This is a genomic window from Aquincola tertiaricarbonis (assembly GCF_023573145.1).
Taxonomy (GTDB): domain Bacteria; phylum Pseudomonadota; class Gammaproteobacteria; order Burkholderiales; family Burkholderiaceae_C; genus Aquincola; species Aquincola tertiaricarbonis_B.
The window spans coordinates 1,623,150-1,636,888 of the sequence record NZ_CP097635.1 but is presented as its reverse complement, the minus strand read 5'-3'; the positions used below and the strand labels follow the sequence as shown (position 1 = coordinate 1,636,888).

15 protein-coding genes are annotated in these 13,739 nt (G+C 70.5%); 9 read left to right on the top strand and 6 right to left on the bottom strand.

Annotation, left to right across the window (positions count from 1 at the left end; all coding sequences use genetic code 11):
- The 8 genes from MW290_RS07550 to MW290_RS07515 all read left to right on the top strand — a co-directional run bounded on the left by MW290_RS07550 (position 1) and on the right by MW290_RS07515 (position 7,466).
- Positions 1-429, top strand: a complete 429-nt coding sequence (locus tag MW290_RS07550; protein ID WP_250194066.1) for an acyl-CoA thioesterase — start codon at positions 1-3, stop codon at positions 427-429.
- Positions 426-2,741, top strand: coding sequence for a bifunctional salicylyl-CoA 5-hydroxylase/oxidoreductase (locus MW290_RS07545; protein ID WP_250194065.1), 2,316 nt, complete (start codon positions 426-428; stop codon positions 2,739-2,741). Before MW290_RS07550 ends, MW290_RS07545 begins: the two co-directional genes overlap by 4 nt.
- A gap of 14 nt (positions 2,742-2,755) precedes the next feature.
- Positions 2,756-3,883 carry a cupin domain-containing protein gene (locus MW290_RS07540; protein ID WP_250194064.1) on the top strand — a complete coding sequence of 376 codons (1,128 nt, stop codon included), beginning with the start codon at positions 2,756-2,758 and terminating at the stop codon, positions 3,881-3,883.
- Between the two features lie 40 nt (positions 3,884-3,923).
- Entirely contained in the window at positions 3,924-4,835 is a 912-nt protein-coding gene (locus MW290_RS07535; protein ID WP_250194063.1) for a fumarylacetoacetate hydrolase family protein, read from the top strand.
- Between the two features lie 14 nt (positions 4,836-4,849).
- Positions 4,850-5,872 (top strand): carbon-nitrogen hydrolase family protein, encoded by a 1,023-nt coding sequence (locus tag MW290_RS07530; RefSeq protein ID WP_250194062.1) that lies wholly within the window; start codon positions 4,850-4,852, stop codon positions 5,870-5,872.
- On the top strand, positions 5,869-6,636 hold the full coding sequence (locus MW290_RS07525; protein WP_310740060.1) for a maleate cis-trans isomerase family protein: 768 nt from the start codon (positions 5,869-5,871) through the stop codon (positions 6,634-6,636). Before MW290_RS07530 ends, MW290_RS07525 begins: the two co-directional genes overlap by 4 nt.
- Positions 6,623-7,090 carry a MarR family winged helix-turn-helix transcriptional regulator gene (locus tag MW290_RS07520; RefSeq protein WP_250194061.1) on the top strand — a complete coding sequence of 156 codons (468 nt, stop codon included), beginning with the start codon at positions 6,623-6,625 and terminating at the stop codon, positions 7,088-7,090. The genes MW290_RS07525 and MW290_RS07520 overlap by 14 nt, the downstream gene beginning before the upstream one ends.
- A gap of 64 nt (positions 7,091-7,154) precedes the next feature.
- The gene (locus MW290_RS07515) at positions 7,155-7,466 is read left to right on the top strand and encodes a BrnA antitoxin family protein (RefSeq protein ID WP_250194060.1); all 312 of its coding nucleotides are present in this window, start codon (positions 7,155-7,157) and stop codon (positions 7,464-7,466) included.
- Here MW290_RS07515 and MW290_RS07510 read toward each other — a convergent pair.
- Positions 7,452-8,099: a flavin reductase family protein gene (locus tag MW290_RS07510; RefSeq protein WP_250194059.1), complete on the bottom strand. Its 648-nt coding sequence runs from the start codon at positions 8,097-8,099 to the stop codon at positions 7,452-7,454. The two genes, MW290_RS07515 and MW290_RS07510, sit on opposite strands and share 15 nt — an antisense overlap.
- Positions 8,100-8,285: 186 nt before the next feature.
- Here MW290_RS07510 and MW290_RS07505 point away from each other — a divergent pair, with 186 nt between their 5' ends.
- Entirely contained in the window at positions 8,286-9,182 is an 897-nt protein-coding gene (locus MW290_RS07505) for a DMT family transporter (RefSeq protein ID WP_250194058.1), read from the top strand.
- Between the two features lie 18 nt (positions 9,183-9,200).
- On the opposite strand, the gene MW290_RS07500 is transcribed toward MW290_RS07505, so the two are convergent.
- The 5 genes from MW290_RS07500 to MW290_RS07480 are packed head-to-tail and all read right to left on the bottom strand — an operon-like array spanning position 9,201 to position 13,730.
- Positions 9,201-9,914 (bottom strand): ABC transporter ATP-binding protein, encoded by a 714-nt coding sequence (locus MW290_RS07500; protein WP_250194057.1) that lies wholly within the window; start codon positions 9,912-9,914, stop codon positions 9,201-9,203.
- Positions 9,907-10,668, bottom strand: coding sequence for an ABC transporter ATP-binding protein (locus MW290_RS07495; protein ID WP_250194056.1), 762 nt, complete (start codon positions 10,666-10,668; stop codon positions 9,907-9,909). Before MW290_RS07495 ends, MW290_RS07500 begins: the two co-directional genes overlap by 8 nt.
- The gene (locus MW290_RS07490; RefSeq protein WP_250194055.1) at positions 10,665-11,609 is read right to left on the bottom strand and encodes a branched-chain amino acid ABC transporter permease; all 945 of its coding nucleotides are present in this window, start codon (positions 11,607-11,609) and stop codon (positions 10,665-10,667) included. Before MW290_RS07490 ends, MW290_RS07495 begins: the two co-directional genes overlap by 4 nt.
- Before the next feature lie 20 nt (positions 11,610-11,629).
- On the bottom strand, positions 11,630-12,550 hold the full coding sequence (locus tag MW290_RS07485; RefSeq protein WP_250194054.1) for a branched-chain amino acid ABC transporter permease: 921 nt from the start codon (positions 12,548-12,550) through the stop codon (positions 11,630-11,632).
- Between the two features lie 4 nt (positions 12,551-12,554).
- The gene (locus tag MW290_RS07480) at positions 12,555-13,730 is read right to left on the bottom strand and encodes an ABC transporter substrate-binding protein (protein WP_250194053.1); all 1,176 of its coding nucleotides are present in this window, start codon (positions 13,728-13,730) and stop codon (positions 12,555-12,557) included.
- Between the last annotated feature and the right edge of the window lie 9 nt (positions 13,731-13,739).

Genomic DNA, 13,739 nt, shown 5'->3' with positions numbered 1-13,739 from the left:
ATGACCACCGCCACGCCACGGCATTTCCGCCGCGCGCACCGCATCCGCTTCTCGGAGTGCGATCCCGCCGGCATCGTTTTCTACCCGCAGTACTTCGTGATGTTCAACGACCTGCTGGAAGCCTGGGTCGACCAGCTGCTGCCCGATGGCGGCTTTGCCGGCTACATCCTGGGCCGCCGGCAGGGCATGCCCTCGGTGCGCATCGAGGCCGACTTCAAGGCCATCAGCCGCATGGGCGACGACGTGGCGCTGACGCTGGACGTGGCCCACGTGGGCAGCCGCTCGCTGGTGCTGGAGCTGGCCTGCCGCGGCAGCGATGGCCAGCTGCGCATGCAGGCCCGCCAGACCCTGGTGACCACCTCGCTGGTCACGCACGAAGCCATTCCCATCCCCCCCGAACTGCGCCACGCGCTGGGAGCACACGCATGAAGATCGTCTGCATTGGCGGCGGCCCCGCCGGCCTGTACTTCGGCCTGCTGATGAAGCTGCAGGACCCGAGCCACGAAGTGGTGGTGGTTGAACGCAACCGGCCCTACGACACCTTCGGCTGGGGCGTGGTGTTCTCCGACGCCACGGTGGACCACCTGCACGAGGCCGACCCCGTCTCGGCCCGCAGCATCGCCGACGAGTTCTCGCGCTGGGAAGACATCGAGGTGCACTTCAAGGGCCGGGCCATCCGCACCACCGGCCACGGCTTCATCGGCATCGGCCGCAAGCGGCTGCTCAACATCCTGCCGGCGCGCTGCGAAGACGTGGGCGTGCAGCTGGTGTTCGAAACCACCGTCAGCGACGACCAGGCCATCGCGCGCCAGTACGGCGCCGACCTGGTGATCGCCAGCGACGGCATCAACAGCCCCACCCGCGCCCGCTACGCCGCCACCTACCAGCCCGACATCGACACCCGGCACTGCCGCTTCGTGTGGCTGGGCACGCGCAAGGTGTTCGACGCCTTCAACTTCCTGTTCGTGGAAACCGAGCATGGCTGGTTCGCGGCCCATGCCTACCGCTTCGAGAACGGGCTGTCCACCTTCATCGTGGAAACGCCCGACGACTGCTGGCACAAGAGCGGCCTCGACCAGATGAGCCAGGAAGAAGGCATCGCCTTCTGCGAGCGCCTGTTCGCGCCCTGGCTGGACGGCGAGGCGCTGATCAGCAATGCCTCGCACCTGCGCGGCTCGGCCATCTGGATCCGCTTCCCGCGGGTGATCTGCGGCGGCTGGGTGCACTGGAACGGCGACACCCCCGTCGTGCTGATGGGCGACGCCGCCCACACCGCGCACTTCTCCATCGGCTCGGGCACCAAGCTGGCGCTGGAAGACGCGATCGAGCTGGCCCGCTGCCTGAAAGGCGCGCAAGGCGACCTGCGCGCCGGCCTGGCCCACTACCAGGAAGTGCGCAGCGTGGAGGTGCTGAAGATCCAGAACGCCGCGCGCAACTCCACCGAGTGGTTCGAGAACGTGCGCCGCTACGCCGACCTGGCGCCCGAGCAATTCACCTACTCGCTGCTCACACGCTCGCAGCGCATCTCGCACGAGAACCTGCGCCTGCGCGACCCGGCCTGGGTGGCCGGCTATGAGCGCTGGCTGGCCGGCCAGGCAGGGGTGCAGGCGCCCGAGGCGCAAGCCGCGCCGCTGCCCATGCTCACGCCCTACACCGCCCGCGGCCTGACGCTGCGCAACCGCGTGGTCGTGTCGCCCACGCTGCTGCAAGCCGCGGCCGACGACGGCGTGGCCGGCGACTTCCACCGCATGTACCTGGGCAGCCGGGCGCTGGGCGGCGCCGGCCTGGTGATGATGGAGATGACCGCGGTGACGCCCGAAGGCCGCATGACCCGGGCCGACACCGGGCTGTGGAATGCCGAGCAGCAGGCCGGCATCGCGGCGATCGCCGACTTCATCCACCGCCACACGCCGGCCCGCTTCGGCCTGCAGCTGGGCCATGCCGGCCGCCGCGGCGCGGTGCAGCCGGGCTGGGAGCCGGCCGACCAGCCGCTGGCCGAAGGCTGGCCGCTGCTGTCGGCCTCGGCCCTGCCCTACAAGCCCGGGGTTTCTGCCGTGCCCGCGGCCATGGACCGCGCGCAGATGGACGCGGTGCGCGAGGCCTTCGTCGCCGCCACCCGCCGCGCGGCCGAGGCCGGCGTGGACTGGCTGGAGCTGCAGGCCGGCCACGGCTACCTGCTGTCCAGCTTCCTGTCGCCACTGACCAACCAGCGTGAGGACGACTACGGCGGCTCGCTGGCCAAGCGCTTGCGCTACCCGCTGGAGGTGTTGGCCGCCATGCGCGCCGCCTGGCCGGCCGATCGGCCGATGTCGGTGCGGCTCTCGGCCACCGACTGGGCCGAAGGCGGCACCACGGTGGACGACGCCATCGAGATGGCGCGCCAGTTCAAGCAGGCCGGCGCCGACCTGGTGGACGTGTCCACCGGCGAAGTGACGCCCGAGCAGCGGCCGGTGTATGGCCGCCTCTATCAGACGCCGATGGCCGACCGCATCCGCAACGAGGCGCGGGTGCCCACCATCGCCGTGGGCGCCATCACCGAGGCCGACCAGGTCAACAGCGTGATCGCCTCCGGCCGCGCCGACCTGTGCGCCATCGGCCGCCCCTTCATGAGCGACCCGGCCTGGCTGCACCGCGAGCTGGTGCGCCTGGGCCGTGGCGGCGTGGCCTGGCACCCGGCCATCGAGCCGGCGCGCACGCAGTTCGAGCGTGTGCTGGCCAAGCCTTTCTCGACCCCCGCCTGAGCAGGAGCCCTGCGATGACCCAAGCGAACTACGACCAATACCGCGAATCGGTGGCCGGCCGCGCCGACGTGGCCGACTCACCCGAGCTGCTGGCCTATTACGCCGAGCTGGAACGGCTGAAGACCGGCGCGCTGTGGACCGTGGCCAACAAGATCGAGCCGTGGCAGCCGCAGTCGGCCTCGGTGCCGGTGCTGTGGCGCTACCGCGACCTGCGTGAGCACGTGCTGCGCTCGGTCGACCTGGTGACGCCCGAGAAGGCCGGCCGCCGCGTGGTGTACCTGGACAACCCGGGCCGCCGCGACGTCTCGGCCGCGGTGGGCTGGCTGTATGCCGGGCTGCAGGTGATGAAGCCGGGCGAGCGCGCCTCGGCCCATGCGCATGCGGCTTCGGCGCTGCGCTTCATCATGGAAGGCAGCGGCGCCTACACCATCGTCGACGGCCACCAGGTGACGCTGGCCGCCCGCGACTTCGTCATCACGCCCAATGGCACCTGGCATGAGCACGGCGTGGCCGAGGACGGCACGCCCTGCATCTGGCAGGACGGGCTGGACATTCCGCTGGTCAACGCGATGGAGGCCAACTTCTACGCGGTGCACCCCGACCTGCACCAGGCCGTGACGCGCCCGGTGAACGACCTGGTGGCGGCCTGGGCCGGCGCCGGCCTGCAGCCGCTGCAGCACGGCTGGACCAAGCCCTACTCGCCGCTCTTCAAGTACGAATGGGCAGCCACCTACGAGGCGCTGGTGCGCCAGGCCGCGGTGAGCGACGGCAGCCCCTTCGACGGCGTGCTGATGAACTACGTGAACCCGCTGACCGGCGGGCCGGTGATGCAGACGGTGGGCGCCTCGATGCAGCTGCTGCGCCCCGGCGAGCACACGAAGGCCCACCGCCACACCGGCAGCTTCCTGTACCAGGTGGCCAAGGGCAAAGGCTGGTCGGTGATCAACGGCCAGCGCTTCGACTGGCAGGAGCGCGACATCTTCTGCGTGCCGTCCTGGGCCTTCCACGAGCACGCCAATGCCAGCGGCAGCGAAGACGCCTGCCTCTTCGCCTTCCATGACCTGCCCACGATCAACGCCCTGGGCCTGTACCGCGAACAGGCGCTGGCCGAGAACGACGGCCACCAACCGGTGACGGGCTGACGCCCTCGCCTGCTTCTTCACCTCATCGGAGACCTTTTCCATGCGACTCGTCACCTACCGCGCCGACATCCTGGCCGCCGCCCGCCTGGGCGCCATCGTCGACCACCAGGTCGTGGACCTGGCCCTGCTGGCCGCCCAGCGCGGCCAGAGCCTGCCGGCCGACATGCTGGACTTCATCGACCTGGGCCCGCAGGCCGTGCGCAGCACCACCGAGCTGCTGGCCTCGTTCGAAGGCCGCTTCCCGGACGGCACCAGCTGGCCGCTGGCCAACGTGAAGCTGCTGGCGCCGATTCCGCGGCCGCGCAAGAACCTGTTCGGCATCGGCCTGAACTACGTGGAGCACGTGGCCGAATCGGCCCGCACGCTGGACACCTCGAAGGAGCTGCCCAAGCAGCCGGTGATCTTCTCCAAGCCGCCCACCACCGTCATCGGCCCCGGCGACGCCATCGAGCACAACGCCAAGATCACGCAGCAGCTGGACTGGGAAATCGAGCTGGGCGTGGTCATCGGCACCCGCGCCAAGCGCGTGGCGGTGGAGCAGGCGCTGCACCACGTGTTCGGCTACACCGTGATCATCGACATGAGCGCGCGCGACTGCCGCCGCGCCGGCCAGTGGATCTACTCCAAGGGCCAGGACACTTATGCACCGATGGGCCCGTGCATCGTCACCGCCGACGAGATCCCCGACCCACAGGTGCTGGACCTGAGCCTGACGGTCAACGGCATCACCAAGCAAAGCTCCAACACCCGCCACATGCTGTTCAAGGTGGACGAGCTGATCGCCGACCTGAGCGCCGGCATCACGCTGGAGCCGGGCGACATCATCGCCACCGGCACGCCCGATGGCGTGGGCGCCGGCCGCAGCCCGCAGGAATGGGTGTGGCCGGGCGACGTGATCGAGGGCCAGGTGCAGGGCATCGGCCGCCTGCGCCACCCGGTGGTGGCGGTCTGAGGTCGGGGCGCGGCATGCTGCAGCTACCCACCTTCAAGGCCGCGGCCGTGCAGGCCGCGCCCGTCTTCCTGGACACCGACGCCACGGTGGACAAGGCCTGCCGGCTGATCGCCGAGGCCGCCGCCAACGGCGCGCGGCTGGTGGCCTTTCCGGAAGTGTTCGTCTCGGGCTACCCGTACTGGAGCTGGGTGATGAACCCGATCGACGGCAGCCCCTGGTTCGACAAGCTGGCCCGCTCGGCCATCGAGATCCCGGGCCCCGAGATCCGCAAGATCGCGCAGGCCGCGGCGCGCCACCGCATCCATGTGGTGATCGGCGTCAACGAGCGGCATCCGCAGAGCATCGGCACCATCTACAACACGCTGGTCACCATCGGCGAAGACGGCCGCCTGCTGGGCCGCCACCGCAAGCTGGTGCCCACCTGGGCCGAGAAGCTCACCTGGGCGCCGGGCGATGCCTCGGCGCTGCGGGTGCACGACACGCCCATCGGCAAGCTGGGCTCGCTGGCCTGCGGCGAAAACACCAACACGCTGGCGCGCTTCTCGCTGCTGGCGCAGGGTGAGCTGGTGCACGTGGCCAGCTACATCGCGCTGCCGGTGGCGCCCAAGGACTACGACATGGCCGAGGCCATCCGCCTGCGGGCGGCGGCCCACAGCTTCGAGGGCAAGCTGTTCACGGTGGTGTCCTGCTCCACCGTGTCGGGCGAGATCGTGGATGCCATGGCCGCCACCCACCCCGAGGCGCGTGAGCTGCTGGCCCGGCCCAACAGCGCGTTCTCGGGCTTCATCGGGCCCGACGGCCGCGTCATCGGCCAGCCGCTGATCGACGTCGAAGGCATCGCCTATGCCGAGATCGACCTCGGCAAATGCCTGCAGCCGCGGCAGATGCACGACATCACCGGCCACTACAACCGCTTCGACATCTTCGACCTGCGCGTCAACCGCCAGCCGCTGGCGGCGGCGCGCTTCATCGACCCCGCCAGCGCCGATGCGCTGCAGGGCCTGGACCTGACCGTGAGCCCGGAGGCCTCCGCATGAGCTTCGACTTCGTTGCCCGCCCCATCCGCGTGGGGCAGATCGTGCCTTCGTCCAACACGACGATGGAAACCGAGATTCCGGCGCTGCTGCGGGCGCGCGAACTGGTGGCGCCCGAGCGCTTCACCTTCCACTCCAGCCGCATGCGGATGAAGAAGGTGGTGAAGGAAGAGCTGGAAGCCATGGACCGCGACAGCGACCGCTGCGCGCTGGAGCTGTCGGACGCCAAGGTCGATGTGCTGGGCTATGCCTGCCTGGTGGCCATCATGAGCATGGGCCTGGGCTACCACCGCCAGTCGCAGGCGCGGCTGCAGCTGGCCACCGAGACCAATGGCAACGCCGCCCCGGTGGTCACCAGCGCCGGCGCGCTGATCGAAGGCCTGCATGCGATGGGCATGAAGCGGGTGAGCGTGATCTGCCCCTACATGAAGCCGCTGACCAAGCTGGTGGTGGACTACATCGAGCACGAAGGCGTGGAGGTGAAGGACTACGTGGCGCTGGAGATCCCCGACAACCTGGCGGTGGCGGCGCAGAACCCGGCCAACCTGCTGGAGATCTACCAGCGGCTGGACCGCAGCGGCATCGACGGCATCGTGCTGTCGGCCTGCGTGCAGATGCCTTCGCTGCCCTCCATCCAGAAGGTGCAGGACGCATCGGGCATTCCCACGCTGTCGGCCGCGGTGGCCACCACCTGGCAGATGCTGAAGCAGCTGAACCTGCCCACGCACATCCCGGGTGGCGGGGCCTTGCTCAGTGGGCGCTATTGACGAGCTGCCCGCGGCGCCGCCCGCAGAGGGCGGCTTCGTCGCCCAGTACCTGCCGGCGCTGCTGACGCAGGCCGCCGCCCACCTGGTGGGCGACTTCGCCGAGCAGGTGCGTGCGGCGGGCCTGTCGGTGCTGGAGTGGCGGGTGCTGGCCACGCTGGCCGATGGCGGCCCGGTGCCGCTGGGCCTGCTGGCCCGCCGCGCGGCCACCAAGCAGCCCACGCTGACGCGGCTGATCGACCGCCTGGCGCAACAGACCCTGGTGCAGCGCGAGCCCGACCCGCAAGACCGCCGCCAGACCCTGCTGCGCATCACCCCCGCCGGCCACACCACGGTGCGCCGCCTGATCCAGCAGGCGCAGGCCCACCAGCACCAGCAACGCCAGCAGTTCGGCGATGCCCGCTGGCAGCAGCTGGTGGGGCTGCTGCAGGCGCTGGTGCCGGACGGGCAGCTTTGACATGTGGATCGGCAGTCGCTACACAGGAGCCTGCGCCGCGCCCATCGCCGCGAGGTGAAGCACCATGTCCAAGCAACGTAAGCGCCCCAATGTCGTGATGCCGACCGCGGAAGAGGACCGCGCCATCACCGCAGCCGCCAAGGCTGACCCTGACGCGCCCCCTCTGACCCCCGCTCAGCTGAAGGCCATGGTGCCGGCACGCGCCCTGCGCGGCAGGCCTCCGCTCGAAGCCAGGAAGCAGTTGGTATCCATCCGCTACAGCCCCGAAGTCCTGGCGTACTTCAAGGCCACAGGTGAAGGCTGGCAATCCCGCATGGACGGCGTGCTCAAGGCGTACATCGCCCGGCGCAGCCGCCGCGCATCAAGTGGCGCCTGACTGCGGTTGAGGCGCCGGCCGCCGCATCTCAAACCGCGCTGCCGCCGTGACCTCGAAGTAGTCGGCCGGGCCGCCGCCGCGCAGGATGGGGGCGGCAGCGGCGGTGTCGTAGGTGCCGTCGGGGCCGCACAGCAGTGGCGGGTCGATGTGCACCATCACCACTTCGCCCAGCACCATCCAGGTGTCCAGCGGGCGGCCCTGGCGGTCGTGCAGGCGCTGCACCTGCAGCACCTCGCATTCCAGGTTCACCGGGCTCTCGGCCACCGCCGGGGCCTGCACCAGCGTGCTGGCGCGCGGCGTCAGGCCGCACAGCGTGAACTCGCTGGTGCCGGGCGGCGCCTCGATGCTGGAGTGGTTGACCGCCTCGGCCAGCGCGCGGGTGGCCAGGTTGCACACGAACTGGCCGCTGCGCTGCGCATGGCGCACCGTGTCCTTGTGGCCGACGCTGGAGAAGGCCACGATGGGCGGCCGGTAGTTGAAGACGTTGAAGAAGCTGTAGGGCGCCAGGTTGGCCACGCCTGTTTCGCTGAGCGTGGAAATCCAGCCGATGGGCCGCGGACCCAGGATGGCGGCCAGCGGATCGTGGCGCAGGCGGTGGCCCTGGGCCGGCGCATAGGAATGGCGCGTGGACATGACAATCGCAACAGGGGTGGCGGCCCAGGGGGCCAGGAGTGCCCAGTGTGCGGGCCGGCCAGCCGTCTGCGGCGTGGGCAGGCGCGCCGGTGGCAAGAAGCTGCCAGGCGCGGATAGCCGGTGCAGCCGGTGGACGTTGCGCCGTTGCGGGCCAGGCGCGGCTGGGTGAGGCACCATGGGCACTGCATGACCACCACCCCCGCCCTGCCCCAGACGCCGCCCGCGCCGCGCACCGACACCGCGCTGGCCTGGTTCTTCGTGCTGGTGTGGGGCTCGGGCTACCTGGCCAGCAAGACGGGGCTGCAGTACGCCGCGCCCTTCACCTTTCTCACGCTGCGCTTCAGCCTGGGCGTGTTGTGCCTGCTGCCCTGGCTGCTGTGGTCGCGGCCGCGCTGGCCGGCCACGCGGCGCGAGTGGGCGCACATCGGCGTGGCCGGGCTGCTGATGCATGCCATCAACCTGGGCGGCAGCCACCATGCGCAGACGCTGGGCCTGTCGGCCGGCATCACCGCCCTGCTGCTGGCCACGCAGCCGCTGTTCACGGCTTTGATTGCGCACCGCTTTCTTCACCAGCGCCTCAACGCGCGGCAGTGGCTGGGCGTGGCGGTCGGGCTGCTGGGCGTGGCCCTGGTGGTGTGGCACAAGGTGGACGTGCAGGCCGTCAACGCCAAGGCGCTGCTGGCGGTGGCGATCTCGCTGACCGCCATCACCGCCGGCACGCTGTACCAGCGCCGCTACTGCCCCACGGCCGACCTGCGCAGCGCCTCGCTGATCCAGTTCGCGCTGTCGCTGGCCGTGCTGGCGCCGCTGGCCTGGGGTGTGGAAGGCTTTCGGGTGCAGTGGGCCGGGCCGCTGCTGGCCGCGGTGGTGTTCCTGGTGCTGTTCTCGTCCATCCTGGCCACCAATGTCCTGCACCTGCTGATGCGCCGCGGCCATGCCACCCGCGTGACCAGCCTGCTGTTTCTCACGCCCATCGTGGCGGTGCTGCTGGAATGGGCGATGTTCGGCGTGGTGCCCACGCCGCTCAGCGCGCTGGGCATCGTGGTGACCACGGCCGGCGTGGCGCTGGTGTCGGCGCGGTGAGGCACCGGCCCACCGTCGCTACACCCCCAGGTACCGCTGCCACAGCCCCCGGTCGGCCGACAGCGCGGGCGAGTTGCCCTGCCACACCACGCGCCCGCGTTCCAGGATCACATGGTGGTCGGCCAGGGCCACCAGGCGGTCGATGTACTTGTCCACCACCAGCGTGGTCTGCCCGGCTTCCTTGAGCTGGCGCAGGCAGCGCCAGATGTCTTCGCGGATCACCGGGGCCAGGCCTTCGGTGGCCTCGTCCAGGATGAGCAGCCGCGGGTTGGTGGACAGCGCACGGCCGATGGCCAGCATCTGCTGCTCACCGCCCGACAGCTGATTGCCCAGGTTGCGCGCCCGCTCCTTCAGGCGCGGAAACACCTGGTAGATGCGCTCGGCCGTCCAGGCGTCGCGCTGGCCGTTACGGTGGGCGGCAAAGGCCACCAGGTGTTCATGCACCGTGAGGTTGGGAAAGCACTGCCGCCCCTCGGGCACGATGGCGATGCCCAGCCGCGCCACCGCATCGGCGGCCAGGCCGCCCAGCGTGTGGCCGCCGAAGCGCAGCTCACCGGCACGCAGCCGCAGCGCGCCGATCAGCGTCTTGATGGTGGTGCTCTTGCCCATGCCGTTGCGGCCCAGCAGGGTCACCACCTGGCCGGGCGCGATGTCGAAGCCGACGTCGAACAGCACCTGGCTGGCGCCATAGCCGGCCTGCAGGCCGCGGCAGCTGAGAAGTGCTTCAGGCATGGGTCGCCTCCGTGGTTTCGGTGCCCAGGTACACGGCCTGCACCTGCGGGTGGCCGCGGATCTCGTCGGCGCTGCCGCTGACCAGCACCTTGCCGTACACCAGCACGGTGATGCGGTCGGCCAGCTTGAACACCGCGTCCATGTCGTGCTCGATCAGCAGGATGGCCATCTCGCGGCGCAGCGCGCCGATCAGCGTCACCATCTCGGCCGATTCGGCCGGGCCCATGCCGGCCATGGGTTCGTCCAGCAGCAGCAGCTTGGGTCGGGCGGCAATGGCCAGCGCCACGTCCAGCTTGCGCTGGGCGCCGTGCGGCAGCTCACCAGCGGGCACGGCCAGCACCTCGGCCAGGCCGGTGCGCGCGGCCAGGGCCAGCGCCTGGTCTTGCAAGGCCGCCTCGGCCGCGCGCCTGCGCAGGAAGTGGAAGCTGCTGCCGGCATGCGCCTGCACCGCCAGCAGCAGGTTGTCCAGCACCGTCTGGCCCTTGAACACGCTGGTCACCTGGAAGCAGCGCGACAGCCCGGCCGCCACCCGCGCATGCGGCGGCAGCCGGGTGATGTCTTGCCCGTCCAGCAGCAGGCGGCCGGCATCGGGCTGCAGCAGGCCCGAGATCTGGTTGACCAGCGTGGACTTGCCGGCGCCGTTGGGGCCGATCAGCGCATGCAGCTGGCCGGGCTCGACGCTGAAGCTCACATGGTCGGTGGCCAGCAGCGCGTCGAAGCGCTTGACCAGCCCTTCAGCCACAAAGAGGCTCATGCCGCCACCCTCCGCCCCAGCCGCAGGGCCGCCAGGCCGCGCGGCGCCAAAAACACCACCGCCACCAGCAGCAGGCCCAGCGGCCAGTGCCAGTAGTCGGTGACCTGGCGCATCAGCTCCTGCAGCGTGAGCCACAGGGCCACGCCCACCGGTGCGCCCCAGCGGTGGCCCACGCCGCCCACCACCACCATGACGATGAGCAGGGCCGACTGCGTCCAGTGCAGCATGCTGGGGCTGACGAAGCCGTCCTGCAGCGCCAGCAGCGCACCCGACAGGCCGGCGATGGCGCCGGCGCCCGCAAAGGCCACCAGCTTGAGCCGGTACACCGGGTAGCCCAGCGCCTGCATGCGGGTCTCGTTGTCGCGGATGCCGGCCAGCGCCGCGCCGAAGCGGGCCTGCGGCAGCCGCGCCATCAGCGCATACACCGCCGCGGCCGCCGCCAGCACCAGCGCATACAGCGCATCGCCGCTGGCGGTGGTCAGGCCCTGGCCCAGCGTGGCGGGCATGGGCAGGGTGTAGCCGTCGTCGCCGCCGTAGCGGCGCAGCGAGACCACGGCGTAGTACAGCATCTGCGCAAAGGCCAGCGTGATCATGATGAAGTACACGCCCTTGGTGCGCAGCGAGACCGCACCGATGAGCGTGGCCACCAGGCCCGCGACGACGATGGCCGCCGGCAGCATGACCCAGGCCGAGGCCACGCCGCCATCGGCCAGCGCCACCACGGTGTAGGCGCCCACGCCGACGAAGGCCGCATGGCCCAGCACCACCATGCCGCCGCCACCGATGAGGAAGCTCAGGCTCATGGCCGCCAGCGCGACGATCATCAGGCGCCGCACGAAGCCGACGTAGTAGCCCAGCCCGAGTACCGGCAGCACGAAGGGCAGGCTGGCCAGCAGCGCCAGCACCAGCCAGGGAAGAAGAGGATGTTTCATGGTGCTCATGCGTAAGCTCAGGCGCAGGCTCAGGCGCGTGCCGGAAACAGCCCGGAAGGTTTGGCCACCAGCACCACCGCCATCAGCAGGTAGACGGCCATGCTGGCGATGGCGGGCCCGAGGTCGGCCGCCAGCGTGGGCGGCAGCGAAGCGCGCAGCAGCGGCGGCAGGAAGGCACGGCCGGCGGTGTCCACCAGGCCCACCAGCAGCGCCGCCACGAAGGCGCCGCGCACCGAGCCGATGCCACCGATGACGATGACCACCAGCGCCGGAATCAGGATGGCCTCGCCCATGCCCACCTCCACCGCGCTGATCGGGCCCATCAAGGCGCCGGCCAGCGCCGCCAGCGCAGCGCCCAGGCAGAACACCAGCGTAAAGATGCGGCCCACGCGCACGCCCATCCATTCGGCCATCGCGCGGTTGGACGCACCGGCCCGCACCAGCATGCCCACCCGCGTGCGGTTGACCAGCACGTACAGCCCCAGCGCGGCCAGCAGGCCGGCCACCAGAATCAGCAGCCGGAAGGCCGGGTACGGCAGGCCGGGCAGCAGCTGCACCGGTTCGGCCAGCGCGGCGGGCGTGGGCGCCATGATGGGCGCCGGCCCCCACACGCGCTTGACCAGGTCGTCGGCGCACAGGATGACGCCGAAGGTGGCCAGCACCTGCGACAGGTGGTCGCGGCCGTAGAGGTGCCGCACCAGCAAGGCCTCCAGCGCCAGCGCGATGAGCACGGTGACGGCGATGCCGATCAGCAGCGCGGCGACGAAGCTGCCGCTGGCCGCGTGCACCGTGGCGCTGACGTAGGCGCCGGCCATGAAGAGCGAGCCGTGCGCCAGGTTGAGCGTGTCCATGATGCCGAACACCAGCGTGAGGCCGGCCGCCAGCAGGAACAGCATCAGGCCGTAGCCCAGCCCGTTGGCCAGCTGCTCGATGAAGAAGATGGCGTCCATGGCCTCACGACAGCTTGCACTCGGGCGCGTAGGCGTCCTGGTGGCCGCTCAGCAGCTTGCCCGGCTGCAGCTGGTTGGTCACCTTGCCGTCGGCGCCCTTGACCACCAGACGCAGGTAGTAGTCCTGGGTGATGAACTGGTTGGGGCCGTACTTGACCGCCCCACGCACCGACGGGAAGCCGCCGCGCGCCAACGCCTGGCGCAGCGCGTCCTTGTCGGTGGCCTTGGCGCCAGCCAGCCGCACCGCCGTGTCCATCGCATACACCACGTCGTAGGCGAAGGCGGCGTACAGCGAAGGCGTGCGGCCGTAGGCCTTGCGGAACTCGGCCACGAAGGTTTTGTTGGCCGGGTTGTCCAGGTCGTGGGCCCAGGAGCTGGCGTTGTACAGCCCCACCATCGATTCACCCACCGCGGGGATGATGTCCTCGTCGGCGGTGAAGGGGCTGGAGATCAGCACCACGTCCTTGGCCAGGCCGGCACCCGCGAACTGCTTGATGAAGTTGATGCCCATGCCGCCGGGCTGGAAGATGTAGATGGCATCGGGCTTGGCCGCACGCAGCTGCGCCAGCTCGGCCGCGAAGTCGAGCTGGCCCAGCTTGGTGTAGATCTCGTCGGCCAGCGGCTGCTTGTACAGGCGCTTGAAGCCGTTGACCGCGTCTTTGCCGGCCGGGTAGTTGGGTGCCAGCGCGATCACCTTCTTGTAGCCCTTGCTGGCGGCGTACTGGCCGGCGGCCTCGTGCATCGCATCGTTCTGGTAGCTGACGCCGAAGAAGTACGGGCTGCACTGCGCGCCAGCCAGCTGGCTGGGGCCGGCATTGGGCGTGAGGTAGGGCACCTTGGCCGCGGCCAGCAGCGGCGCCACGGCCAGCGCCACGTTGCTGGCCACCGGGCCGGTGAACAGGTTCACCTTGTCCTGTTGCAGGAAGCGCTCGACCACCTGGCGCGCCTGCTGCGGGTTGCCTGCGGTGTCGGCCACCAGCAACTCGGCCGGCTGGCCGCCGAGCTTGCCGCCCAGAAGCTTGAGGCCCAGGTTGAGGCCGTCGCGCACCTCGGCGCCGGGGCCGGCGAAAGGCCCCGACAGATCGAGCGCGGCGCCCACCTTGAGGGTCTGGGCGGAGACACCGGCCACGCCGAAGGCCAGCGCGGCAGCGGCGACGCGAAGAAGAGCATGAGGACGCATGGTGGGCAA